General features: G+C 36.9%; 22 protein-coding genes. 9 read left to right on the top strand and 13 right to left on the bottom strand.

Annotation, left to right across the window (positions count from 1 at the left end; translation table 11 throughout):
* Window positions 1-11: 11 nt before the first annotated feature.
* Window positions 12-2,738, bottom strand: coding sequence for a sodium-translocating pyrophosphatase (locus ODE14_RS03885; protein ID WP_263603037.1), 2,727 nt, complete (start codon window positions 2,736-2,738; stop codon window positions 12-14).
* Window positions 2,739-2,868: 130 nt separating this feature from the next.
* Between ODE14_RS03885 and ODE14_RS03880 the strand changes: the two genes are divergently transcribed.
* Window positions 2,869-4,590: an amidohydrolase gene (locus tag ODE14_RS03880; protein ID WP_263603036.1), complete on the top strand. Its 1,722-nt coding sequence runs from the start codon at window positions 2,869-2,871 to the stop codon at window positions 4,588-4,590.
* Between the two features lie 71 nt (window positions 4,591-4,661).
* Here ODE14_RS03880 and ODE14_RS03875 read toward each other — a convergent pair whose 3' ends face one another.
* From ODE14_RS03875 to pdhA, 10 genes are all read right to left on the bottom strand, one after another.
* Complete coding sequence (locus ODE14_RS03875; protein WP_248393547.1) at window positions 4,662-5,273, bottom strand: inorganic pyrophosphatase; 612 nt, start codon at window positions 5,271-5,273, stop codon at window positions 4,662-4,664.
* Between the two features lie 23 nt (window positions 5,274-5,296).
* Window positions 5,297-5,809, bottom strand: coding sequence for a hypothetical protein (locus ODE14_RS03870; protein ID WP_263603818.1), 513 nt, complete (start codon window positions 5,807-5,809; stop codon window positions 5,297-5,299).
* Window positions 5,810-6,002: 193 nt separating this feature from the next.
* Window positions 6,003-6,872, bottom strand: a complete 870-nt coding sequence (locus tag ODE14_RS03865; RefSeq protein WP_263603035.1) for a hypothetical protein — start codon at window positions 6,870-6,872, stop codon at window positions 6,003-6,005.
* Window positions 6,869-7,546 carry a RadC family protein gene (radC, locus tag ODE14_RS03860; RefSeq protein ID WP_248393549.1) on the bottom strand — a complete coding sequence of 226 codons (678 nt, stop codon included), beginning with the start codon at window positions 7,544-7,546 and terminating at the stop codon, window positions 6,869-6,871. Before radC ends, ODE14_RS03865 begins: the two co-directional genes overlap by 4 nt.
* A gap of 9 nt (window positions 7,547-7,555) precedes the next feature.
* Window positions 7,556-8,320, bottom strand: a complete 765-nt coding sequence (locus tag ODE14_RS03855; RefSeq protein ID WP_263603034.1) for a DUF6263 family protein — start codon at window positions 8,318-8,320, stop codon at window positions 7,556-7,558.
* A 13-nt stretch (window positions 8,321-8,333) separates the two neighbouring features.
* Window positions 8,334-8,915: a murein L,D-transpeptidase catalytic domain family protein gene (locus ODE14_RS03850; protein ID WP_263603033.1), complete on the bottom strand. Its 582-nt coding sequence runs from the start codon at window positions 8,913-8,915 to the stop codon at window positions 8,334-8,336.
* 12 nt (window positions 8,916-8,927) lie between these two features.
* Complete coding sequence (locus tag ODE14_RS03845) at window positions 8,928-9,596, bottom strand: ABC transporter ATP-binding protein (protein ID WP_263603032.1); 669 nt, start codon at window positions 9,594-9,596, stop codon at window positions 8,928-8,930.
* Between the two features lie 61 nt (window positions 9,597-9,657).
* Window positions 9,658-10,653: a bile acid:sodium symporter gene (locus ODE14_RS03840; protein WP_263603031.1), complete on the bottom strand. Its 996-nt coding sequence runs from the start codon at window positions 10,651-10,653 to the stop codon at window positions 9,658-9,660.
* A gap of 119 nt (window positions 10,654-10,772) precedes the next feature.
* Window positions 10,773-12,386 (bottom strand): pyruvate dehydrogenase complex dihydrolipoamide acetyltransferase, encoded by a 1,614-nt coding sequence (locus ODE14_RS03835; RefSeq protein ID WP_263603030.1) that lies wholly within the window; start codon window positions 12,384-12,386, stop codon window positions 10,773-10,775.
* 108 nt (window positions 12,387-12,494) lie between these two features.
* Complete coding sequence (pdhA, locus tag ODE14_RS03830) at window positions 12,495-13,496, bottom strand: pyruvate dehydrogenase (acetyl-transferring) E1 component subunit alpha (protein ID WP_263603029.1); 1,002 nt, start codon at window positions 13,494-13,496, stop codon at window positions 12,495-12,497.
* A gap of 127 nt (window positions 13,497-13,623) precedes the next feature.
* Here pdhA and ODE14_RS03825 point away from each other — a divergent pair, with 127 nt between their 5' ends.
* Together ODE14_RS03825 and ODE14_RS03820 are read left to right on the top strand one after the other, a co-directional pair.
* Window positions 13,624-14,226 (top strand): phosphatase PAP2 family protein, encoded by a 603-nt coding sequence (locus ODE14_RS03825; protein WP_248393556.1) that lies wholly within the window; start codon window positions 13,624-13,626, stop codon window positions 14,224-14,226.
* A 9-nt stretch (window positions 14,227-14,235) separates the two neighbouring features.
* Window positions 14,236-14,703, top strand: a complete 468-nt coding sequence (locus ODE14_RS03820; protein ID WP_263603028.1) for a BlaI/MecI/CopY family transcriptional regulator — start codon at window positions 14,236-14,238, stop codon at window positions 14,701-14,703.
* 65 nt (window positions 14,704-14,768) lie between these two features.
* Here the strand turns inward: ODE14_RS03820 and ODE14_RS03815 are convergent, their stop codons facing one another.
* Together ODE14_RS03815 and ODE14_RS03810 are read right to left on the bottom strand one after the other, a co-directional pair.
* Window positions 14,769-16,322, bottom strand: coding sequence for a T9SS-dependent choice-of-anchor J family protein (locus ODE14_RS03815; protein WP_263603027.1), 1,554 nt, complete (start codon window positions 16,320-16,322; stop codon window positions 14,769-14,771).
* Window positions 16,323-16,484: 162 nt separating this feature from the next.
* Entirely contained in the window at window positions 16,485-16,889 is a 405-nt protein-coding gene (locus tag ODE14_RS03810; protein ID WP_072882544.1) for an RNA recognition motif domain-containing protein, read from the bottom strand.
* Window positions 16,890-17,276: 387 nt separating this feature from the next.
* On the opposite strand from ODE14_RS03810, the gene ODE14_RS03805 reads away from it, so the two are divergent.
* From ODE14_RS03805 to ODE14_RS03780, 6 genes are all read left to right on the top strand, one after another.
* Window positions 17,277-17,678, top strand: coding sequence for an acyl-CoA thioesterase (locus ODE14_RS03805; RefSeq protein WP_248393559.1), 402 nt, complete (start codon window positions 17,277-17,279; stop codon window positions 17,676-17,678).
* On the top strand, window positions 17,675-18,235 hold the full coding sequence (locus tag ODE14_RS03800) for a helix-turn-helix domain-containing protein (RefSeq protein ID WP_263603026.1): 561 nt from the start codon (window positions 17,675-17,677) through the stop codon (window positions 18,233-18,235). Before ODE14_RS03805 ends, ODE14_RS03800 begins: the two co-directional genes overlap by 4 nt.
* A gap of 219 nt (window positions 18,236-18,454) precedes the next feature.
* Complete coding sequence (locus ODE14_RS03795; RefSeq protein WP_263603025.1) at window positions 18,455-21,295, top strand: heavy metal translocating P-type ATPase; 2,841 nt, start codon at window positions 18,455-18,457, stop codon at window positions 21,293-21,295.
* Between the two features lie 65 nt (window positions 21,296-21,360).
* Window positions 21,361-22,098 (top strand): DUF72 domain-containing protein, encoded by a 738-nt coding sequence (locus tag ODE14_RS03790; protein WP_263603024.1) that lies wholly within the window; start codon window positions 21,361-21,363, stop codon window positions 22,096-22,098.
* A gap of 129 nt (window positions 22,099-22,227) precedes the next feature.
* Window positions 22,228-23,091, top strand: coding sequence for a polysaccharide deacetylase family protein (locus ODE14_RS03785; protein ID WP_248393563.1), 864 nt, complete (start codon window positions 22,228-22,230; stop codon window positions 23,089-23,091).
* 245 nt (window positions 23,092-23,336) lie between these two features.
* Complete coding sequence (locus ODE14_RS03780) at window positions 23,337-23,996, top strand: YggS family pyridoxal phosphate-dependent enzyme (protein WP_263603023.1); 660 nt, start codon at window positions 23,337-23,339, stop codon at window positions 23,994-23,996.
* The last annotated feature ends 34 nt before the right edge of the window (window positions 23,997-24,030 follow it).

The following is a 24,030-nucleotide window of genomic DNA, read 5'->3' as shown; positions in this document are numbered from 1 at the left end:
AATTATACGGTTTAAAGACTTAAAACCCTTACATCTATTCTTCTGTTTTTCGCCATACATTCATCTGTATCATTTGCTGCACAAACAGGATGCTGTGCTCCGTATCCTTCTGCTTCTACCCTGTCGCCGGCAATTCCCAGCTCCAGAAGTTTCAGTTTTGCGGTTTGTGCTCTCAGGTTAGAAAGTTTAAGATTGCTTTCTTCATTTCCTGAATTATCGGTATAACCACCTAATTTTATTCTCATGGTTGGATATGCATCAAGAATTTCCACCAGATTTAAAAGCTGTGCGTCTGAACCAGGTCTTAATTCACTTGCTCCTGTTTCAAAATAAAGATTTTCTATAGTAAACCATTTATTAGGATCCAAAACAGCCTGATCTTTATTATTTACCAACTCATACATTTTGTAAAGTTGACTGCTTTCTCCTATGGATATTTTTTTACCGCCTTTTAACTGTAGCTCTTTTAATGTTCCTGTATCATATACAAAATCACCATTTTCATTAAGATATCCTTTTATTTCTGCAGGAACCACTGCTACAGCTGTATTTCCTGAAACAGCATTAGCAACCGTTGTACCTGTTAAGCTTTCAATTTTTGCCTTTCTGTTGGCATCGATTTTATCTTTGTGAAGAACAGCCAATGTAGGGGCAATAACCAACGAAACAATGGACATCAGTTTAATTAAAATATTCATCGAAGGTCCGGATGTATCTTTAAATGGATCTCCTACCGTATCTCCTGTTACGGAAGCTTTATGAGGGTCTGAACCTTTGTAATACATTTGTCCGTTGATGTTTACTCCTTTTTCGAAGGATTTTTTGGCATTATCCCATGCACCACCGGCATTATTCTGAAACATTCCCATCAAAACACCGCAAACTGTTGCCCCGGCTAAAAATCCGCCCAACACTTCAGGTCCGAAAATAAAGCCTATCAATAAAGGTGAAACGATGGCAATTGCTCCGGGAAGCATCATTTTTTTAATAGATGCATCGGTAGAAATAGCAACGCATTTTTCGTATTCAGGCTGTGCTTTTCCTTCCAGAATTCCCGGAATTTCCCGGAACTGCCTTCTTACTTCTTCCACCATCGCCATAGCTGCCTGTCCTACAGCGGTAATCGCAAGAGAAGAGAAGATAAACGGAATCATCCCTCCGACAAATAACCCGGCAAGAACATCGGCTCTGTAAATATCGATTCCGTCGATTCCTGCAATTCCTACAAATGCTGCAAATAATGCAAGCGCCGTTAAAGCCGCTGAAGCGATGGCAAAACCTTTTCCTGTGGCAGCCGTTGTATTTCCTACGGCATCCAGAATATCTGTTTTTTCACGGACTTCTTTAGGCAGTTCACTCATTTCCGCAATCCCTCCTGCATTATCGGCAATCGGTCCGAAAGCGTCGATGGCAAGCTGCATAGCCGTTGTAGCCATCATTCCTGCTGCTGCAATAGCCACTCCGTACAATCCGGCACAAAGGTAAGAACCGTAAATTCCGCCGGCCAGAACAATAATCGGTAACAGTGTTGATTCCATGCCCACGGAAAGTCCTCCGATAATGTTGGTGGCATGACCGGTAGAAGACTGTCTTACGATACTGGAGACAGGCCTTTTTCCCATTGCCGTATAATATTCTGTAATAATGCTCATTAATGTTCCCACAACCAATCCTACCATGATGGCTCCAAAAACACCCATTTTAGTAAATTCATGTCCCCGTAAAACCATTTCATCAGGCAAAATATAATTCACCAGAAAATAAGAAGATATCGCAGTAATAACAATGCTTCCCCAGTTTCCTAAATTTAAAGCATTCTGAACATTTGATGTGGATGAATCTTCATTATCATTTATTCTTACAAATAAAGTTCCTATGATAGAGAAAATAATTCCCGTTCCGGCAATAAGCATCGGAAGAAGAATCGGCGCAAAACCACCGAAGGAATCCTCCGAAACGGTTTCTCTTCCTAAAACCATTGTTGCCAAAACTGTTGCGACATACGAACCGAAAAGGTCGGCGCCCATTCCTGCAACGTCTCCTACATTATCTCCTACGTTATCGGCAATAGTAGCCGGATTTCTAGGATCATCTTCCGGAATACCAGCTTCCACTTTTCCCACAAGGTCAGCCCCGACATCTGCAGCTTTAGTATAAATTCCTCCACCTACTCTTGCAAATAAAGCAATAGACTCTGCACCCAAAGAAAAACCGGTAAGGATCTCAATGGTTCTTTCCATTTCCTGAGAATCCACATGTGCATTGGGAGCAAAAATCTGCTTGATGATTAAAAATAAAGCACCCAAGCCAAGAACAGCAAGACCTGCGACCCCCATTCCCATAACGGAACCTCCGGTGAAGGAAACTTTTAATGCTTTTGAAAGGGAAGTTTTTGCCGCTTCTGCGGTACGTACATTGGCCTTTGTAGCGATCTTCATTCCTATAAATCCTGCAAGTGCCGAAAATACAGCTCCTACAACGAAAGCAACTCCAATGCTCCAGTGAGAATTGTCATTACTGGAACCCATGACAGCCAGTAGAATACCTACAATGACAACAAAATAAGTCAAAATCTTGTACTCAGCCTTGAGAAAAGCCATTGCACCGTCAGCGATGTGTCCGCTGATTATTTTCATTTTTTCGTTCCCTGCGTTTTGCTTATTTACCCAGTTACTTTGAATAAAAGTATACAGTAAGGCAACGACACCGAAAACAGGAATTAAATAGAACAGATCCATAGTTTATTATTTTAATATTAAAAATTTGTAATTAGCTTTATAAATATAACAAAATTTTCTAATCATCTATGAACTAATCGAAAAGATAATTTCGTAATTTTAAACATCACCAAAAAATGAATTAATGATCATGAAAGACTTATTCTATAAAATCCTTCTCCTGCTATTTTTTTATAACTGCCAGAGCATTCCTCAAAAACAGAAAGCAGACATCCTGTATTATGACGGTACAGTTGTGACGATGGAAAATGATCTTCCGCAGGCGGAAGCAGTAACCGTCAAAAACGGAAAGATTCAATTTGTAGGATCAAATTCTGATGCTAAACGATATACAGACCGAAATACAAAGAAAGTCGATTTACAGGGCAAAACGCTACTGCCGGGCTTTATAGATGCTCATGGTCATCTTACATCCAGAGCAGGAATGATGCAGGCCATTGATCTTTCGCCAACACCTTATGGTACCGTAAATTCTATTAAAGATTTACAAAATGTAATAAAAGCTTTCATCAAAAACTATAAGATATCTGAAGAACAGCCCATTATAGGTAACGGATATGATGACGCTATAATGACCGAACACAGGCATCCTACTAAAGAAGAACTGGATGCGGTAAGTAAGACCAATCCTATTATTGTTATTCATGCTTCGGGGCATGCCAGTGTTGCCAACAGTGCAATGCTTAAATTTTTGGGTATTACAGAAGCTTCACAAGATCCTGAAGGCGGTCATTACGGAAGAGATAAAAATACAGGAAAGCTTAATGGAAAATTAGAAGAAAATGCCAGCTTTGGATCTTTGCTTGCTCTAACTCAAAAAATAGGTAACACAGCTAATGCCAAGACTCTTGCTCTTGATAACCTTATGAAAGCACAGGAAGAATGGCTCAGTTACGGACAAACCACAATTTGTGACGGAAGGACGATGGGAGAAAATGTTAGCCTTCTTGAGGAAGCGGCATCGAAAGGATTGTTTAAAGTAGATGTAGTCTATTTTCCTGACTATGAATATTCTAAATCCAGTTTCAATTCTTTTCAACCGATGTATATGCAGTACAAAAACCGCCTGAAGCTTGGTGGTTTTAAATTTTCGGATGACGGATCTCCGCAGGGAAAAACAGCATGGCTTACCAAACCATATCTTGTACCTCCTGAAGGACAGAATGCCGATTATAAAGGTTTTCCGATATTCTCCGATGACGTACTTTATGCTGATCTTAAACACCTATTTCAGAATAATATTACCGCACAGCTTCATGTAAACGGAGATGCAGCCATTGATCAGGCTTTAAGGATCATTCAAAAATTAAAGGATGAAAAAATATATCATCCTGATTTACGGGTTACCCTGGTTCATGTACAGAACAGCCGCCCTGATCATATCATAAAGATAAAAGATCTTGGTCTGGTTCCTTCTTATTTTTCTACTCATGCCTATTTGTGGGGAGACTGGCATTATTCAAGTGTCTTCGGTCCGGAAAGAGCATCCTTTATAAGCCCGGCCAATTCGGCTTTAAAGGCAGGAATCTTGTTTACCATTCATCACGATGCACCGGTAACACCTCCCGACCTCATTACTGCAGTTTATGCTGCCGTAAACAGAAAAACACGTTCGGGGATGATTCTTGGTCCTGATGAGAGAATTCCACCCATAGAAGCTTTAAAAGCAATAACCATTAATGCGGCTTACCAATTGCATGAGGAAGAAAGAAAAGGTTCAATAAAACCCGGAAAATCAGCAGATCTTGTCATATTAGATCAGAACCCACTGACTGTTGAGCATGACAAAATCCGTGATATTAAAATTTTGGAAACTATTAAAGAAGGGATCACGGTTTATCAGAAAAAGTAATTGCAAACATTTTTTATATCAAAAAAGCAGATTGTCACCAATCTGCTTTTTATATAGTCAATAAGAGTATTTTACCCTCCGTATTTGTTTGCGTAATCTTCCTGAGAAGCTTTGATTACTTTTTTAGCGTGTTCTGCTCCGTACACTTCCTGGATTCTGCATTTTGCAGGTTCGTCCGGTAGATTTTTATACGTTAAAAAATAGTGCATTAATCGTTTCACTTCTGCTTCAGGCAATTCTGAAATATCTCTGAAATGTCCGAAAGCGTGGTCACCGATCATTACAGCAACGATTTTATCATCAGCCTCTCCTCCGTCGATCATTTTAAATCCGCCGATTGGAATAGCTTCCATCAAAAGACCTCCAGCATGAATATTGTGTGAACTTAAAACACAGATATCAAGCGGATCGTGATCTCCCATTGTAACATCATTCGCACCTCTTTCGATGGCTAAATTCATTACTTCAGCATCGCAATACGTTCTCGGAACAAAACCGTACAATGCCGGAATAATGTTGGAAAACTTCTGTGGCCTGTCTACCTTTAAAAATCCTGTTTCTTTATCAACTTCATATTTAATGGTATCAGAAGGAACGATCTCCACGAAAACATTTACGACATTCGGCGCATCTTCTCCTGCAGAAATACCATGCCATGGATGTGCTTTAAAATTTGGAATCATTATTTAATTTAATTTATTTATAATTATGTTATTATTAAAATTTCTCTTCTAAGGTCTTCTATTGTGGCGGAAATATAGTCTTCACCGTTTATAAAATTCATGATAAAAATAGTCTTGAACTCATCGAGTGTTGCATTTCCGCTGATTTCATTATAGGTTTTGTGAAGAAGTTCTATGATGGCATTTTTAGAATCAACAATATTCTTCCAGGAGTTTTTGGTGATATAAAGTTGCTGGGAAGCATTATAGTCAAATTCTTCGTTAATGGCCTTTTCTGTAAGGAAAATAAACTCATGAACGGCAAGACCTTTATCAAAACGCTGAATAAGATGGGAAGGTTTCAGTCTTTCCATGAAGAGTGTCATTCTCTCGTATGACTGTGCTTTGTTGCCGGTATTCGACTTTACGGTAAGGAGTTTGATTTCCTGTTCTTTAAGCCTGATGTAGGTAAATACGAATTGTCTCAGCAAAACCAAAAAAGGTATTGCAATAATTAATGCAAATGCATACGGTAAATATCCTGAAAAACTAGCCATAATTGAGGTAGCAAAATTAATGATATTTTCTGAATTTACCGTGAAAATCATATAAGTATTCCGATTCTTTTCTATCTTAAATTTTTAGAGAACGAATCACTCATATTAATTTTTAAATTCCCCTTAAAAGACTTCAATTTTTATCGGTATAGTTATCATAAATTCTTTGAATAAGAAATAAATATACTGAATATTATGAAGAGAGTTTTTCTAAAATTTTACTTTGCAGGTATGTATATTCTTGGAGTTCTCCGCCAAAGCTCTTAAAAAAAATTTCGATCCCGCGAATGTTGCTTCCCATAAAATTAAATTCTTTCTCATGAATATAATTATTCAGGATTTTATCAATTAAAAAAGAAGGTCCGTTTTCGGTTTTATAGTTTTCGTCATTAATTAAAGCCAGCAAAGAAAGCTGTGTATGTTCATCTACCAAAACGGCAACGTTAATAAGCTTTTCCTCGAGGTAGGCTGCACAAAGCTTCAATGCATTATGATCATGAAGAAAACTCATGTAATCCCTGAATTTTTTAACATCAGTTTGTTTTTTAAGACCTTTAAAATGCTTTTCGATAAATGCAATGTGATTTGTATTGAACTCAATCTCTTTATAAATAAGATGCTGGGCACATTTTGCGGTTGATTTTCGTCCTTTGAAATATTTTTTTCTTCGTAAAAGTACATAATCCGAAACCGGAATCTTATAGTTCTTTTTGGTTTTCAAATTTTCTGAAAATGAATTACAATGATTAAAAGAATATAAAAATACTTTATAATTTTTTTTCAGGAATTGTAAAAACCGGTCGTTTATTTTTACATCATCTTTTTCTGAAAAAATCCCTAATTGCTGACAGAACAGCGGCATAATCACAAAATTGATCCCGAACTTTTTTTTCATTGGTACGGGCAAAACAGCTTTGTAATCATCATATACTAAGATCTCCCAATTTCCTGAGAGTTCATCCAATACTTCCTTTTTTGCATACCAGTTTCGCTGCTCAGAGTTTTCCAAGCACATTGTATATTTCTGAAAATCAATTTCATGATATTTAACTCTTCTAATCATAATAATCCGTCGTCTGAAAAGCTAAAATAAGAATTCTGTGTGATGATAAGATGATCGAGAAGCTGGATATTCATTGTTTCTCCTGCGGTCTTTATCTTCCGGGTGATCTCAATGTCTTCACGGCTTGGCTGCAAACTTCCTGAAGGATGATTGTGCGCAATGATAATTCCCGTAGAAAAATGATCTAATGCTGTTTTAAATAAAACCCTGATGTCTACAATGGATTGATTAATTCCTCCCTGTGTCAATTGGGTAAAATGAATGACCTTATTGCTCCTGTTAAGAAAAATGGCCCAGAATTCTTCTGTTCTCAGATCCGACAAGTGGTTTCTAAAAATTTCGTAGGCGGTTCTGCTGCTTGAGATTACAGGTTTTTCCGGCACTTCCTGTCCGGCCCTTCTTCTCCCGATCTCCAGAGCGGCAGCAATGGAAATAGCTTTTACCTCTCCCACTCCTTTAAATTTCATTAAATCTTTTACAGACAGAAGACTGAGCTGATTCCAGTTGTTATCTACCGAGCCCAGAATCCTTCTTGCCAGTTCTACTGCTGTTTCATCCTTATTTCCGCTTCCCATGATGATCGCGAGCAACTCGGAATCGGAAAGTGAACTTTTACCTTTCAATAAAAATTTTTCCCGGGGCCTGTCATCTTCAGCTAAAAATTTAATAGACATAAAGATAAATTAAAAACCTTCAATTTTTGGAGTAATTGAAAAAGTTGCACTACCGCCACCAATCTGAACCGGCATATTTCTTTCAGCAGAAATCAAAGCTTTTGTCTTACTGTCGAAAACATATTTACCCTTAATATCAGTATCTTTCATCATTCCTTCTACACCCTGCATTTTTGAGTTGATGGCAAATTCAACCTTATGATCTTTGGTGCCTTTATACGTAAAACTACTTGTAACCGGCATAATAGATTTTGTAACCGGATTGGAGGTATCTACCTTCCATGTGAATCCCTCTTCTACTGTTTCTCTTGGAAAAGCAAACGGAATAATATTGTATTGGGTTAAATTGCTTTCATCTGCAGCTTCTCTGGTAAACTTCTGTTTTTCAAGTATATTACCGAATTTATCTATTTTAAATGTAAAAGGATTGTTAATCATCGGCTTAATTTCATCTCCCATTCCATCATCATTGTTAGAAGCCTCTCTTGAATCAAAATGAATTTCTTCCCCAAACATTTGCTGGTTAAAAGTCATTCTAATAATTTCTCCTGTAATATAATAGTTGGAGTTTTTGTCTACAGAATCTACCCGGAATTTTACTTCGGTAGCTTCATTCATTCCCCCGTTATTATTGCCATCCGTAGAAGATGCATAAATTAAGGTCTGCTCAAAACCTTTTGGAAGATTAAGCGACAGATTTTCTTTTTGAAGTTCTTTATTTTGACAAGAGATCACCATTAAAAGTGATGTGGCAAGGATAGAGATGTTTTTCATGAATTATTTAGTTTTAATAAAAAGCGTATAAAATGATCGTTTTTTCCGATTGATTAATAAATTTTGAAGTTTCGTTAAATGCTTTTTTGGAAAGCATGGGACAGCCGAAGCTTAAACATGCAGGCTTGGAAGACTCCCGGTAGGGAATACAATAATAAGAATGAAGCACAATGGCTCTTGATCTTGCATTGCTGTTGGTATCATCAAGACCGTCCAGTCGATACGCTTTTCCGAACTTTCCGGAATAACTTTCCCTGATTTCGTATTTTCCCAAAGACGACTGGTGTGAACCGTCAATATTACTGAATTTCAGGGCAGAGGAATTTTTAACTACAGATCCGTCCCCGTGAGCAACAATGGCTTTTTGTAAAATTTTATTGTTTTTAAGGTCGTAAACAAAATACCGGTATTTTCCGGAATGAATTTTAAAATTAATAAAAATCGCAAGGTCCTGGTTGTAATCTTTTCCCTTTATAAATTTTTTAATCTCCGAAATTCTTGATACAGGCAGAACAGCAGATGAATCTGAATCCTGAAATTCAAATTTTGAGCATGAAATGAGGAATAAGAGGGAGAGAATAAAGTGTTTCATCATTTGCGGAAATTTTTACTCAATAATCATCCCGTCCTTCATAACCAGTTTCCTGTCGGTGATTTCTGCCAGGTTCGGGTTGTGCGTAACAATTACAAAGGTCTGGTTATATTTATCCCTCAGATCAAAAAATAACCGGTGAAGGTCATCCGCATTTTTAGAATCAAGATTTCCTGTAGGTTCATCGGCAAAAATGATTTTCGGAGAATTGATCAAAGCTCTGGCAACAGCCACTCTCTGGGCTTCTCCTCCCGAAAGCTGATTGGGCTTATGATGCAGCCTCTGCTCTATTTTAAGATCTTCAAATAAAGCATACGCCTTCTCCATGGCTTCCTTTTCGTTGGCTCCGGCAATTTTTGTCGGCAAAAGTACATTTTCCAATGCCGTAAATTCGGGAAGCAGCTGATGAAACTGAAATACAAAACCGATATTCTGGTTTCTGAATTTAGAAAGCTGTTTATCGTTCATATTGATAAAAGATTCACCGGCAATGGTAATCTCTGTATCAAACTTCGATGAAGCTGTAGGCTGATCCAGGGTTCCCAAAATCTGTAAAAGGGTAGATTTTCCTGCTCCCGATTCTCCTACAATTGAAACAACCTCACCAATTTTGATATGAATATCAACACCTTTTAATACTTCTAAATTCCCATAAGATTTATGGATATTTCTTGCTTTAATCATAATCCAAAAATAGTGATTTGATTTGAATCCTGAAAAGCAATAAAGAAGGAATTTTATTATGTTATATTTTAGTCATCTGAGATTTTTTCTCAATCTTATTGGCTAGCCAGCTCACATAAAACAGCTGAAAACTGTGATAAATCATCACCGGTAAAAGGAATAATACTTTCTCATCTTCGGCAATTCCGAGAACCATCACAAAAAGACTTCCGTGAACCAATGATTTCTTTGATCCGCAGAATGTTGTCGTTATGATATCTTCTCTTTTAAAATGAAGTTTTTTAGAAATCAGTTTCAGGATTTCATACACTGAAAAAAACAAAGTGATGACGCTTACCGCAATAATGATAAAAATAACCGGCGAAACGGAAGCAAAAACATTTTGGGAAAAAGCTTCTGAAAAACTTTCATAAACAATCAAAAGAATAATCATTTTATCAAATTCTGCAATGATTTTACTGTATCTGGTTACCCAATTTTTCAATAATGGATTTAAAAGCAGACCCAGAATAATTGGTAATAAAACTTTGAGTAATAATTGCTGAACAATCTCAGAATTATCCATATTTTCCTGTCCGGGCTGAATGAAAAAACTCATTAACAAAGGCGTCATTACAATTCCTATAATTCCTGAAATTGATGCATTAAATATAGCCGAAGTAACATTTCCTTTAGCAATGGAAACCATAACAACCGATGATGATACGGTGGACGGAAGACACGCAAGAAAAAATAGGGAAAGCCAGGTAGTATAATAGGCAGTATCTTTTGCAAATCCATAGAACAGAAATACCAGCAAAGGAAAAAGAATAAAAGTCCCGCACTGTACCAAAAGGTGAAGTTTCCAATTGGATATATCTTTTACAATTTCTTTAATATTAAGCTTTAATCCGTATAATAAAAAAATAGCTGCTATTCCCCAGTCAATGAATCCTGATAAATTGAAATACTGATTATAATCATCTCTGAAAGGAAATAGCTTTCCTGCTGCGACCATTATGATCAGTAATAAAAGAAAAATATTTTGTTTGTCTAATGTTATTTTGCCCAACTTCATAAGCCAAATATAGCAATCATCATTCTAAAATTTACGGATAGTCATTAAATTAGCTTAAAAATAAAAAAGCTTACCAAAAATACTGGTAAGCTTTCTATTTATTTAAAATTTTTCCTGAATTACAGTAACAAAGTTAAAGGATTTTCAAGATACGTTTTTAAAGTCTGTAAGAACTGAGCTCCTGTAGCACCGTCCACCACTCTGTGATCACAAGCTAATGAAAGCTTCATGATGTTTCCAACTACGATCTGTCCGTTTTTCACAACCGGTTTTTCAATAATTGCTCCTACTGAAAGGATTGCAGAGTTGGGCTGATTGATGATGCTTGTAAATGTTTCAATACCGAACATTCCAAGGTTTGAAATAGAGAATGTAGAACCTTCCATTTCATTTGCTTTAAGTCCTTTGTTTTTCGCTCTTGCAGCCATATCTTTCACTGCAGCAGAAATCTGGGTATAGTTCATCTGATCTGTATTCTTAAGAACAGGAACAACTAGTCCGTCCGGAATTGCAACCGCTACACCCACATTGATGTTTCCTCTGTGAATGATCTTATCACCTGCCCAGCTTGAATTTACCTGCGGATGTTTTCTTAACGCAACAGCCGTTGCTTTGATGATCATATCATTAAAAGAAATTTTGGTATCCGGTAAAGAGTTGATTTCTTTTCTCGCCTCAATTGCCTTATCCATGTTGATTTCAACCATCAGATAATAGTGAGGAGCGGTGAATTTACTTTCAGAAAGACGTTTTGCGATAACGTTTCTTACCTGTGAATTCGGGGTTTCCGTATCTTCACCCTGAACGAAGCTTAATGCCACCTGTGCGGCAGGACTTGCAGCCGGAGCTGAAGCGGCCGGTTTAGATGCAGAAGGCTGGTAATTTTCAATATCTTTTTTAACGATTCTTCCGTTTTCTCCTGAACCCTGAATGCTATTAATATCAACACCTTTATCCTGAGCCATTTTCTTTGCTAAAGGGGAGATCGCTACTCTGTCTGTAGATGAAGAATCTGCAGCAGGAGCAGCTTTTTCTTCTGATTTAGCTTCCGTTTTCTGTTCAGCAGGCTTTTCTGACGATGAAGAAGCTGCTTTAGGAGCACCAACTCCTGAAACATCCGTTCCTTCTGGTCCGATAATCGCTAAAACTGAATCAACAGGAGCAGCACCACCTTCTTCAACACCTTGCTTTAATAATACTCCGTTGAATTCTGATTCAAAATCCTGAACCGCCTTATCGGTTTCGATTTCAGCAAGGAGATCGCCTTCTTTTACGGTATCGCCAACGTTTTTGTGCCATTTAGCCACTTTTCCTTCCGTCATTGTATCGGAAAGTCTTGGCATTGTAATCACTTCCACACCTGCAGGAACTTCAGCATCAGCCTGTTCTATACTGGTTGCATTATTTTCTGTTTTATGGTCTTCGTCCACTTTTTTCTCTTCAGAATCATTGGATTTAGGAGCTTCACCACCAGTTAATCCTGAAATATCTTCTCCTTCATTACCGATAATTGCCAAAACAGAATCTACAGCAGCAGCGCCTCCTTCTTCTACTCCAACGTATAAAAGGGTTCCTTCTACTTCAGATTCAAAATCCTGAACGGCTTTATCAGTTTCAATTTCTGCTAAAATATCTCCTTCCTTTACTTTATCTCCTACTTTTTTATGCCATTTAGCCACTTTTCCTTCCGTCATTGTATCGGAAAGACGTGGCATTGTAATTACTTCTGCCATAATTTATTTTAATTTGAAAATTTGGTAATTTGTTTATTTGAAAATTAAAAAAGATGTGATAATAAATCATTTTCAAATTTTCAAACTTTCAAATTGACTTATTATCTTTTAGTTTTCTAATTTGTCTAAGAACGGGTAATCTTGTTGAGCGTATACATACTCATAGATTTTTTCTGCATCCGGATATGGTGAGTTTTCCATAAATTCGATACACTCTTCCACGAAATCTCTTGATTTGTTATCCATTGCTTCCAATTCTTCTTCGGTAGCCCAGTTGTTTGCCAGGATTCTTTGTTTGATCAGTTCAATAGGGTCATCATTTTTGTGAATCGCAACTTCTTCTTTAGATCTGTATGGTTCCGCATCAGACATAGAGTGACCTCTGTAACGGTATGTTCTTGCTTCGATAAAAGTAGGGCCATCTCCTCTTCTTGCTCTCTCGATTGCTTCATAAGCAGCTTCAGCCACTTTTTCAGGATCCATTGCATCTACTGCAAGACAAGGCATTTCGTAACCCAACCCTAATTTATAAATATCCTCGTGGTTGGCGGTTCTTTTTACAGAAGTTCCCATTGCATACTGGTTGTTTTCCACAACAAAAACTACCGGAAGTTTCCAGTTCATCGCCATGTTAAACGTTTCATGTAATGAACCCTGTCTTGCCGCTCCGTCTCCAAAGAAGCAGATATTTACCGCTTTTCTGTCAAAATACTGATCTGCAAAAGCGATCCCGGCACCTAAAGGAATCTGCCCACCTACAATACCGTGGCCTCCGTAAAACCTGTGTTCTTTGCTGAAGATGTGCATAGATCCACCCATACCTCCTGACGTACCTGTAGCTTTACCGCAAAGTTCGGCCATAATTCTTTTAGGATCTACCCCCATCGCCATCGGATGGATGTGGCATCTGTAAGCAGTGATCATACTGTCTTTGGTTAAATCCATTGCATGGGTAAATCCTGCGGGAATAGCTTCCTGACCGTTATACAAATGTAAAAAACCTCTGATTTTTTGCTTTAGATAAAGAGAACGGCATTTGTCTTCAAACCTTCTCCACATTGTCATATCTTCATACCACTTCAGGTATACCTCTTTAGAAAATTCTTTCATGTGTTGAGCTCTTGCTTATTTATTATGAAATAGTTGAGCAAAATTATAAAAAAAACTTTGTTTTTATTGTATACCTGCCCATTGTTTTTTTGCTTATAATATTATATTTACATTGTCAAACTTAATTATGGAAGAAAAACAGCCTTCATTTATTCATAAAATCTCAAGAATTATATCAGACTTTTTTAATCCCCTGGTATCATTAATTATTTTTTTTATTTACATGAGCATTAAAAATTATGCTTTAAACGATTCCCTCCTCTATTTTCTTCCGATTGTATTAATGATCATTCTCCCTGTAATTATCTGGCTGGTATGGAATGTGAAAACCGGAAGATATACCAATATGGATGTTTCTAACCGAAATCAGCGCAAAAGTTTATATTTTTTCATTGCTGCCTGTGTAATCTCTTATCTTGCTTTTAATTATTTCAAAAACGGATATATTGATTTTGTCATGCTTTTCATTCTGATTCTGCTTATTGCCATGCAGATCAGTAACTATTATATTAAAAGTTCCATGCACACTGCTTTCAACGTTTTTGTTGCAGCGTTGTTTTTCGCTATTGATACAGGTGCCGGACTGATATGGCTGGGTATAGCAGCGCTGGTAGGTGTTACACGGGTTATTTTGAAAAGGCATACACCTAGGGAAGTATTCATGGGCGCCGGAATTGCCATTGTGGTATCTTTTATTTATCTTTATTGCAACATTCAGTTTCAACATTAAGAATTTCATATGAAAATAAATCATCTTACATCTGCTGAGGAAAACTTAATGAGACTTTTGTGGAAGCTCGGGTCTTTTTATCTGAAAGATATTATGGAACAGCATCCGGAACCGAAACCACATCAGAATACAGTTTCAACTTATCTAAAAATACTGACGGAAAAAGGATATCTTTCAACAGAAAAAGAAGGAAGAATATTCAGGTATCAAACAATTGTACCGGCTGAAGAATACAGAAAATTCTTACTTATCCAGCTTTCCGATAATTTTTTCAGCAGTTCCGGAAAAGAAATAGTAAGCTTTATGATTCAAGAGCAGTTGATTTCAGCAGATGATCTGAAAGATTTTAATATTGATATTGATCCCGTATTGAAAAAAGAACCTGCGTTTGAATATGCCAATGAAATTCTCAATCCTAAAAAAGATAAAAAGAAAAGCAAGGATAAAAAGAAGAAAAAAAAGAAAGAAAAGGAATAAAACTTTCAAAATAAAAAAAGGCTGCCTCAACCCTGAGACAGCCTTATTAATTCAATATATATCTTCTAGTCTTTAACTATTTTGAAAGACTGATCTTTTCCTTCGGATTTCACCCTTAATAGATAAACACCTTTTTTCAGGTCTGAAACATTTACCTGTCTGGCATCTTTGTCAATGGTTCTGATAAGCTGTCCTGTAAGTGAGAATATTTCAATACTGTTAAGCTTTTTATCAGAATTGATGTTCAACACATCTTTTACAGGATTAGGATAGATTTTAACATCCTCCGTATTTCTTGTTACATCATTTACAGCCAGTGAAGATCCATCTACAACAGAAACATTATCTACATCTATACCTCTTGCCCAGTTTGAAGTTCCCTCAAACGCAATAGTATAATTTGCAGACTTATTCGGAAGCGGTATCGTTACATCAAGCCATGCTGCATTTTCCGTTGTATATGAGCTTCCTATCTGTGTCCAGGCATCGGAAGGATTTGCTTTATAGTAAATTCTCAGTTCATCCACATCGCCAAACCAGTTTACATTCGCAAGACTGAATCTTAACTGAGGCGTGGTAAGTGCGGAAATATTTAAAACAGGCATTAATAACTTCGCTTTATTTCCCGCGGTTGTCGTTCTGAATTCTGCCATTCTCGGAGCAGATTTAGGCGTTATTGAACTGTTTCCGTTTGCTGTTACGTAACTCCATGTCGCAGTTCCCCCTCCTGAAACGGCTTCATTCGCCCAACATGAAGGGATCGTTGCTGTATCAAAGTTTTGCGTATAAGGGAATGATGAAACCGGAGTACAGGTTGTTGTAAAAGATTTTACAGCAGTCCACGCACTGAAACCGTTTGCTCCGCAGTTGGATCGTACATAAAACTGATATCCTGTTGAAGGTGTAAGACTAGGAATAGTAGCAGAAGTAGTTGACGAAGTAATGACCGTACCTGTGCCCTGAGTAAATCCTGTAGGACCATATTCAATCTGATACGTGGCACCTGAGGTAGGAGATGCAGCCCAGCTTACATTTGCTGAATTTGATAATACTGAGTTTACCGTAACACCTGAAGGAGAATCACATGCCGGAATAGCTCCCACGGAAATGTCGTCCAGATCAAAAAAGAACATATCGGTTGTAGCAGAGTGAAAACCTATATAAATAGTCTGTCCTACATATGCGGAAAGATTATAGGTATACCTGTAAAAATTAGCCCCGCTTGCAGGTGCTACAGAAGCAGCTAACGTATTTGTAAAAGCGGCCGCTGTAGGCGTTGTGGTTGAAATTCTTACACTGATTGTTTCAGGATACTGAGGATCACGGCTTCTGGCATAAAAAGAAAGGAAGTCACTCACACCGGCAGTTACCGTAATAGCAGGAGTAACCAAATAATCATCATGGGCTGAAGAACCATAACCTATCGAGGCTGTATTTGTACCACTGTAAGCGGTAATATTTCCTCCAGTATAGTCTACAATAGACCATGTATTGGTATCTCCGCCGTTTAGGACTGTCCAACCTGCCGGAATTGTTGTTCCAGCATCAAAATTCTGGGTGAATTGCGCATTGGCAATAAATGGCATTGCGAATAATGCCAAAAGTAATTTTCTTCTCATAATCATTAATTTAATTATGTTAACTTACAAATATTCTGTGAGTTAACCAAATAAAATCATGAAAAAATATGAGAAAGACAATATCCTTACATTTTTGATAATATAATTACAATATCATAACGACATAAAAAAAGCGGCTCTTTTCAGAGCCGCTTATATTTTTTACCAACGTTTTCCACCGCCGTTACCGCCACGGTCTCCACCGCCGTAACCGCCACCGCTTCTGTTGTTACCTCCGTAACCTCCACTTCTGTTACCACCTCCGTAACTTCCGCCGCCTCTGTTACCTCCGCCTGCGTTGTTACTGAAAGTTCTTCTTGGCTTTTCCTCTCTTGGTTTTGCCTCTGAAACATTAAGTGTTTTTCCGTTGAATTCTTTCTGATTAAGAGCCTCAACAGCCTGCTGACCTTCAGCGTCTTCCATTTCGATGAAACCGAAACCTCTTGAACGGCCAGTTTCTTTGTCTGTAATGATTTTTACTGAAGAAACTTCTCCAAATTCTGAGAATAGATCTTGCAACTCGTAGTCTTTCGTTGCGTAGTTGATGTTTGAAACAAAAATGTTCATCTGAGTTAAAAAATTAAAAATGTTAAAAATGATTTGGTTTATAAAAGAAAAACAACATAAAGAATGAACAAATATTGATTCCAGATATAAGACAGGTGCAATATACAACTTATAATTTCATATCAAAAGCTTTTTTTAAAAAAAATTAATAAAATTTTCAATCAAAATATACCTTTGTTAAAAAGTATTAATTCATCATCAAATATTTATGAATATTTATTAAAACATTAATTTTTGATAAACTCTAAGCTAAATTTATAATAAAATTTTTCTTCATAACTGAAGTTCATTGAGAAAATAAATAATTTTCTTTCAGATGTTAAATGTAAATCAGTTGGACTTTGCCTGTTTTAAACACTAAATTTGCACAGGGAAAAATCAACAATTATGAATTATCATACCAGAAAATGGGTAAAACCCGAAGATCTCAATCCTAACCAGTCTTTATTCGGTGGAAGATTATTGCAGTGGATTGATGAAGAAGCAGCATTGTACGCAGTAATTCAGCTTGAAAATAAAAAAGTAGTTACCAAATTTATCTCAGAAATTAATTTTGTAAGTTCTGCCAAACAGGGAGACATTATTGAAATCGGAATTGAAGTTTCTGGATTCGGATCAACTTCTCTTACCCTGAAGTGTGATGTAAGGAATAAAATGACCCATCAGACCATTATTACCGTGGATAAAATTGTTATGGTAAATCTTGATGAAAACGGAAATCCTGCGCCACACGGCAAAACTAAAGTAGAATTTGTAAAAGACAGGCTGAGCAAGCAGATCCCGGAATGAAGATCTATATAAAAAATATGGTGTGTGAAAGATGCATCACTGCGGTTTCGGGTATTTTTAACGAAATAAATATCGACGTTAAAAGTATAAGTCTCGGTGAAGTGGAGACTTCACCTGATGTTCCTGAAGAAAAACTTTTGCAGTTGGAAAAATTACTGGAAAAAACAGGTTTTGAAAGGATTAAAGATTCTTCCCGCCAGATTATTGAAAAAATTAAAAACCTCATCATTATAAAAATCAGCGAACTGGATATTGATGAGGATTTTCTCCTCTCTGATTTTCTGAGCAATACATTTAATAAAGAGTACAGCACACTCTCCAAGACTTTTTCTCAAAACGAAAATATTACCCTGGAGCAGTTTTTTATCCTTCAAAAAATTGAAAAAGTAAAAGAACTCCTTCTTTACAATGAGTTTACCTTAACAGAAATTGCAGGAAAACTTGGCTATAAAAGCGTTCAGCATCTATCGTCTCAGTTCCGGAACAGCACCGGTTTTACACCCACAGAATTTAAAAAACTGAAAGTCCACAACCGGAAACCGCTGGATCAGATTTAAACAAGTTTTAGAGTTTTAGAGTTTTAGTTTTATAGTATTTACTTTTGCTGACAGTGAAATATTTAATCAAAACTTATATAACATTACAATATTACAACTCCTACTCTATAATTCTCCAACCCTACACTCAAAGTCAGACAAAATTCTGTAAACATTATCCTTAAATCTATAACAGCCTTCCGGTACAATTTTGGAAATTTGTATGATAAATAAAGAATCATGCAATATCAATATACAGTTTTAGGAATGACCTGCTCCGGGTGTCAGAAAAAGATTTCTGAAAAACTCAATAGTCTGGAAGATATAAAAGCCGATGTTAATCTTGAAAACAGCACGGTAACCATTATTTCAGATAAGAAAGCAGATCTGAATTTTTTAAATGACGCCCTTAAAGAAGCCGGAAATTACCGTTTGGAAATCCCCTCTAAACAAAATAATGTTTTTGTAAATCCTCAGGATCGTGTTTCCCCTTCATCCGTATATTATTGCCCAATGGAATGTGAAGGCGAAAAAGTGTACTTCCAGCAGGGAAAAAGATGTCCTGTCTGCAATATGTACCTCGTTCCTGTTGAAGATAAATTAGCAAAAGATCCCAATTACAAACCAGCATATTCTTCTTCAAATCTTCCGGAAAATTTCAAAGATCATATTGGTGAATATTATTGTCCCATGTTTTGCGAAGGCGATAAAATTTATCCTGAACAAGGAGACTGCCCTGTCTGCAATATGCATCTGGAAGAAATTACTGAAGGGCTGGTTAAAAATTCAGGAACACAAAATCATCATCATTCACACCAACATGATCATCATCACGAGCCGCCAAAAGTAACCGATGCTATGGCGGGAAAGTATTACTGTCCCATGTTTTGTGAAGGCGATGAAGTCTACGACTCAAATGTTGGCTGCCCTGTCTGCGGAATGGATCTCGTAAAATATCCTGAAAAAAAGATGGCAAAATACACTTGTCCCATGCACCCGGAAATTATCCGTGATGAACCCGGAGACTGCCCGATTTGCGGAATGGACCTGGTGAGGATGCCGGAAAAAGAAGACGATAGTGAAGATGAAACCTACAAAATTTTAAAGAAAAAATTTATTATTTCACTGGTGTTTACACTTCCTGCTTTCATTCTCTCTATGGGAGGAATGTTTATTAACTTTCCGTTTTCTCATGAGGTTCAGGGAATCATTGAATTGATTCTAACGCTTCCCGTGCTCTTTTATTCGGGGTGGTTCTTAATAAAAAGAGGCTGGGTTTCATTTAAAACATGGAACCTAAATATGTTCAGTCTGATCGCTCTTGGTGTTGCGGCAGCTTTTATTTTCAGTATTATAGCATTGCTCTTCCCTGATATTATTCCTCACCAAATCCGCGGAGAGCATCATGAAACGCCTTTATATTTTGAAGCGGTATGTGTAATTTTAACGCTGGTCATTTTAGGTCAGTTAATGGAAGCGGCAGCTCACAGGAAAACAGGAAATGCCATCCGGGAATTAATGAACCTTTCTCCCGACGAAGCCAATGTTATCATCAACGGGGAAGAAAAAAAAATACTGCTTTCACAGGTTAAAATCGGTGACTTTCTCAAAGTGAAACCAGGCGAGAAAATACCTGTTGACGGAAAAATTACGGAAGGAAGTTCCAATGTTGATGAAAGCATGATCACCGGCGAGCCGCTTCCTGTGGAGAAAAAAATTAATGATAAAGTTTCATCAGGAACCATTAACGGAAATCAGGTTTTCATTATGAAAGCTGAAAAAGTAGGCGAAGATACATTGCTGTCACATATCATAAAGATGGTTAACGAAGCCAGCAGAAGCAAAGCTCCTATCCAGAAGCTTACCGATAAGGTTTCAAAAATATTTGTTCCGGCAGTTATTTTGGCAGCTGTTCTCACATTTATCCTTTGGCAGCTTTTCGGCCCTGAAGAAAAGAGAAGTCTTTTTGCGTTTGTGAATGCTGTCGCCGTTTTAATTGTTGCCTGTCCCTGTGCTTTGGGCCTTGCCACACCGATGTCTCTGATGGTAGGAATTGGTAAAGGTGCCAGAAACGGAATTTTAATAAAAAATGCCGAAGCGCTTGAACAAATGAATAAAGTAAATGTTTTAATTACCGACAAAACAGGAACCTTAACCGAAGGAAAGCCTTCTGCAGAACATATCGAGACGATGAACGCCGATAGAAATTTAATCCTGAAATTAGCTTATTCTTTAAATCAAAATTCGGAACATCCTTTGTCCAGTGCCGTTATAAAAAAGGCAAAAGAAGAAAATATCAAAGCAGAAAAGGTTGAAAAATTTGAAAATATCTCCGGTAAAGGAGTGAAAGGAATAATTGACGGAAAAACAGTGTATGTAGGAAATGAGAGTCTTCTTTCGGCTCATCGTATTTCCATTCCTGAAAAGCTGAAACAAAAAGCGGCAGAAGTGCAATCGAAGGCCCATACCGTTTCTTATGTTGCAGAAAACGAAAGCGTATTGGGATTCATAAGTTTTACCGATAAAATAAAGGAAAATGCTAAAAGATCAATCCAGCAACTGGTAAATGAAGGAATTGAAGTGATTATGCTGACCGGAGATAATGAACACACAGCAAAAGCCGTTGCTGATGAACTCGGAATCAAACATTTTAAAGCCAATTGCCATCCTGAAGATAAACTCAATGAAGTAAAAAAACTACAACAGCAGGGAAAAATTGTTGCCATGACCGGCGATGGGATCAACGACTCTCCTGCCCTTGCCCAGGCCAATATCGGGATTGCAATGGGAACAGGAACCGACATTGCCATGGAAAGCGCCGAAATCACTTTATTGAAGGGTGATATCTCGGGAGTGGCAAAATCAAGGATTCTCAGTGAAAAACTTCTGAAAAATATTAAAGAAAATCTGTTTTTTGCCTTTATCTATAATGTCTTGGGAGTTCCGGTTGCGGCAGGATTATTGTATCCGTTTTTCGGAATATTATTGTCACCAATGATCGCAGCGGCAGCTATGAGTGTAAGTTCACTTTCTGTCATTTTAAATTCGTTGCGATTAAATTCGGTCGATCTGAATAAATAATTTAATCTTCCGGAGATTTCACGGATTTGCCAGATACTTGGGAAAATCTTAATTAAAAATCACCTATGGAAAATATGAAAAAAGAAAATCTATACATCGGCTGTTCGGGTTTTTACAATAATGACTGGAAGGGATCGCTGTATCCGGAAGATGCCAGAAGTAAAGACTTTCTTACCTTATATTCTCAGAAATTCAACTGTGTTGAAATCAATTCCACTTTTTACAGAAAGCCGACTGCAAAAACATTGATCAAATGGACGGACGAAACTCCTGATGATTTCAGATTTTTCATTAAAATTCCGAAAACCATTTCTCATGAAAAAAGGATGAAAGAGTGCAAAGAGGAAATCATTGCTTTTTGTGAACATATTGAATCTCATCTGAAAGAAAAATTGTCCGGTTTCCTGTATCAGTTTCCGCCATCTTTCAAAAACACTCCGGAAAATTTAGATACAATTCTTCAAAATGTTGATTTCAATTATTTAAATGTTATTGAATTCCGCCATGATTCATGGTGGAATGAAGAGGTTTTTAACATACTTAAAGAAAATAATATTGTCGTGTCAGGTGTAAGTTTTCCCGGAAATCTGCCGGAAGATGTCATCATTAATCATCCTGCTATTCTTTATTACAGGCTTCATGGTAAACCTGTGCTCTACAAGTCCGGGTACAGTGAAGAATTCCTTGAAGATTTAGCGAAAAAAATTAACACAGCTCAACATCAGACCTTTATATTTTTCAATAATACCTGGGGAACTTCAGCTGTCAAAAACGGACTATATTTAAAAAGTATTCTGGAATAAAAAAACACTTCATAAATAATTTATTAAAATAAAATTAAAAAGCAAAATAAGCCTATAAAAAGGTATAATTTTTGTTAATAATTATTTGGATTTTTAACAAATTTTAACAACTCAATTCCATTTAATTTTATGACAAAAACTTTTGCGGAAAAGTCTCTAAAAAAGACTTTTCTTGGGATGTTTGCATTGATGAGTGCAACTTCAGTTCTGTGTAACAGCTGTAATCAGAAAAAAGACAAGAAAGAATCAGAAAAAATGATTCAGAAAGACCATCCCGTCGCAAAAGCTGTCCCCAAAATTGATGAAATTGTTCCGCCCGACAAAAGAGTAATCTACCTCACATTCGATGACGGGCCCAACCGTGGAACGGAAAACCTTCTTAGAATTCTACACAAAAGAAATGTCTGCGCCACTGCTTTTCTCGTAGGAAAACATGTTTACGGCAGCAAAAAACAAGAGCAGGACCTTCAGCTTCTTAGAAAAGATAAGCTAATAGAACTTGCCAATCACAGTTTTACGCATGCTCATAACAAATACACTGATTTTTATAAAAATCCGGTAGCGGTTGTTCATGATTTTGATACGGCTAAAGACAGCCTGAAACTCTACGATAAAATTGCAAGAACACCCGGAAGAAACATCTGGAGACTGAACAATATTACCGTTACCGACCTGAAAAGCTCCGCAGAAGCCGCAAACAGTCTGAAAAAAGCGGGTTATAAAGTCATCGGATGGGACCTTGAATGGAAACCAACCAATAAAATGGCTTTAAAAGGAAATCATGAAGCCATGATGAAAAAAGTAGACAGTATCTTTTTTAACGATCTTGAAAAAACTTCCAGGCACCTGGTTTTTCTTACCCATGATCAGTATTTAACAGATGCAGATTCTATTAACGAGCTTGATCTTTTTATTGAGAAACTTCAGAAAAGTAACCGTTTTGTTTTCAGAAAAATCTCGGAATATCCGGGAATTAATGAAATACTGAACTGAAATATTTCTTTAAACTTTATTTGATTTTTAATTACCACAAAAGACCCAAAAGATTAAAAATATATTTAAAGTTGTTTATTAGTAAGATATAATAAGATCTCATAAGTTTTTAAAAATCTTTAATTTTTATTTTTGTGATCTTTATTTATCTAAATAATTTCAAACTAATCTTTTGTGTCTTTTGCGGTTAAATTAAAATTGACAATCTGATTACATTTTAATTTAAAATTCAGAAATTTGCAGGTATGAGTATTCAGGAAAATTATAACACTGTAAAAAGCAGGCTTCCTCAGCATGTAGAATTGGTGGCAGTTTCAAAAACCCATCCCGTTTCTGCGATTCAGGAAGTTTATGATCTTGGGCAACGGATTTTCGGGGAAAACAAAGTACAGGAGCTGAGTGAAAAATATCCTCTTCTTCCAAAAGATATCCAATGGCATCTGATAGGACATCTCCAAACCAATAAAGTAAAATTTATTGCTGAATTTATTGATACCATCCAGAGTGTGGACTCGGAAAAACTGATCCGGGAAATCAATAAAGAAGCGGCAAAACATAACCGTACCATCAAAGTTTTACTTCAGGTAAAAATTGCTGAAGAAGAAACTAAGTTCGGCCTCGAAACAGAAGAAGCAAAAATTCTGTACCAGAAATACCTCAGCGGAGAGTTTCCAAATATTCTTATCACCGGTTTAATGGGAATGGCTACTTTTACTGAAGATGAAAACCAGATAAAAAAGGAATTTTTAAACCTTAAAAAGCTTTTTGATGAATTAAATCAACAACAGCCTTTAGAAACATTATCAATGGGAATGAGTGACGACTTCCCGATTGCCATTGAATGCGGAGCCAATTCGGTGCGTGTGGGATCGGCAATTTTCGGCAGAAGAGATTATTCAAATTAGTGTATTAGGTATAGTTTTTGCTAATAATTCAATC

The organism is Chryseobacterium sp. PET-29, assembly GCF_025736815.1.
Taxonomy (GTDB): domain Bacteria; phylum Bacteroidota; class Bacteroidia; order Flavobacteriales; family Weeksellaceae; genus Chryseobacterium; species Chryseobacterium nepalense.
The sequence above is the reverse complement of the archived record's forward strand: the minus strand, read 5'-3'. Positions and strand labels throughout refer to the sequence as shown.

Bases quoted from the DNA above. Each gene is read 5' to 3' on its own strand.
- ODE14_RS03885 (WP_263603037.1), bottom strand. From the start codon at position 2,738: ATGGATCTGTTCTATTTAATTCCTGTTTTCGGTGTCGTTGCCTTACTG.
- ODE14_RS03880 (WP_263603036.1), top strand. From the start codon at position 2,869: ATGAAAGACTTATTCTATAAAATCCTTCTCCTGCTATTTTTTTATAAC.
- ODE14_RS03875 (WP_248393547.1), bottom strand. From the start codon at position 5,273: ATGATTCCAAATTTTAAAGCACATCCATGGCATGGTATTTCTGCAGGA.
- ODE14_RS03870 (WP_263603818.1), bottom strand. From the start codon at position 5,809: ATGGCTAGTTTTTCAGGATATTTACCGTATGCATTTGCATTAATTATT.
- ODE14_RS03865 (WP_263603035.1), bottom strand. From the start codon at position 6,872: ATGATTAGAAGAGTTAAATATCATGAAATTGATTTTCAGAAATATACA.
- radC (WP_248393549.1), bottom strand. From the start codon at position 7,546: ATGTCTATTAAATTTTTAGCTGAAGATGACAGGCCCCGGGAAAAATTT.
- ODE14_RS03855 (WP_263603034.1), bottom strand. From the start codon at position 8,320: ATGAAAAACATCTCTATCCTTGCCACATCACTTTTAATGGTGATCTCT.
- ODE14_RS03850 (WP_263603033.1), bottom strand. From the start codon at position 8,915: ATGATGAAACACTTTATTCTCTCCCTCTTATTCCTCATTTCATGCTCA.
- ODE14_RS03845 (WP_263603032.1), bottom strand. From the start codon at position 9,596: ATGATTAAAGCAAGAAATATCCATAAATCTTATGGGAATTTAGAAGTA.
- ODE14_RS03840 (WP_263603031.1), bottom strand. From the start codon at position 10,653: ATGAAGTTGGGCAAAATAACATTAGACAAACAAAATATTTTTCTTTTA.
- ODE14_RS03835 (WP_263603030.1), bottom strand. From the start codon at position 12,386: ATGGCAGAAGTAATTACAATGCCACGTCTTTCCGATACAATGACGGAA.
- pdhA (WP_263603029.1), bottom strand. From the start codon at position 13,496: ATGAAAGAATTTTCTAAAGAGGTATACCTGAAGTGGTATGAAGATATG.
- ODE14_RS03825 (WP_248393556.1), top strand. From the start codon at position 13,624: ATGGAAGAAAAACAGCCTTCATTTATTCATAAAATCTCAAGAATTATA.
- ODE14_RS03820 (WP_263603028.1), top strand. From the start codon at position 14,236: ATGAAAATAAATCATCTTACATCTGCTGAGGAAAACTTAATGAGACTT.
- ODE14_RS03815 (WP_263603027.1), bottom strand. From the start codon at position 16,322: ATGAGAAGAAAATTACTTTTGGCATTATTCGCAATGCCATTTATTGCC.
- ODE14_RS03810 (WP_072882544.1), bottom strand. From the start codon at position 16,889: ATGAACATTTTTGTTTCAAACATCAACTACGCAACGAAAGACTACGAG.
- ODE14_RS03805 (WP_248393559.1), top strand. From the start codon at position 17,277: ATGAATTATCATACCAGAAAATGGGTAAAACCCGAAGATCTCAATCCT.
- ODE14_RS03800 (WP_263603026.1), top strand. From the start codon at position 17,675: ATGAAGATCTATATAAAAAATATGGTGTGTGAAAGATGCATCACTGCG.
- ODE14_RS03795 (WP_263603025.1), top strand. From the start codon at position 18,455: ATGCAATATCAATATACAGTTTTAGGAATGACCTGCTCCGGGTGTCAG.
- ODE14_RS03790 (WP_263603024.1), top strand. From the start codon at position 21,361: ATGGAAAATATGAAAAAAGAAAATCTATACATCGGCTGTTCGGGTTTT.
- ODE14_RS03785 (WP_248393563.1), top strand. From the start codon at position 22,228: ATGACAAAAACTTTTGCGGAAAAGTCTCTAAAAAAGACTTTTCTTGGG.
- ODE14_RS03780 (WP_263603023.1), top strand. From the start codon at position 23,337: ATGAGTATTCAGGAAAATTATAACACTGTAAAAAGCAGGCTTCCTCAG.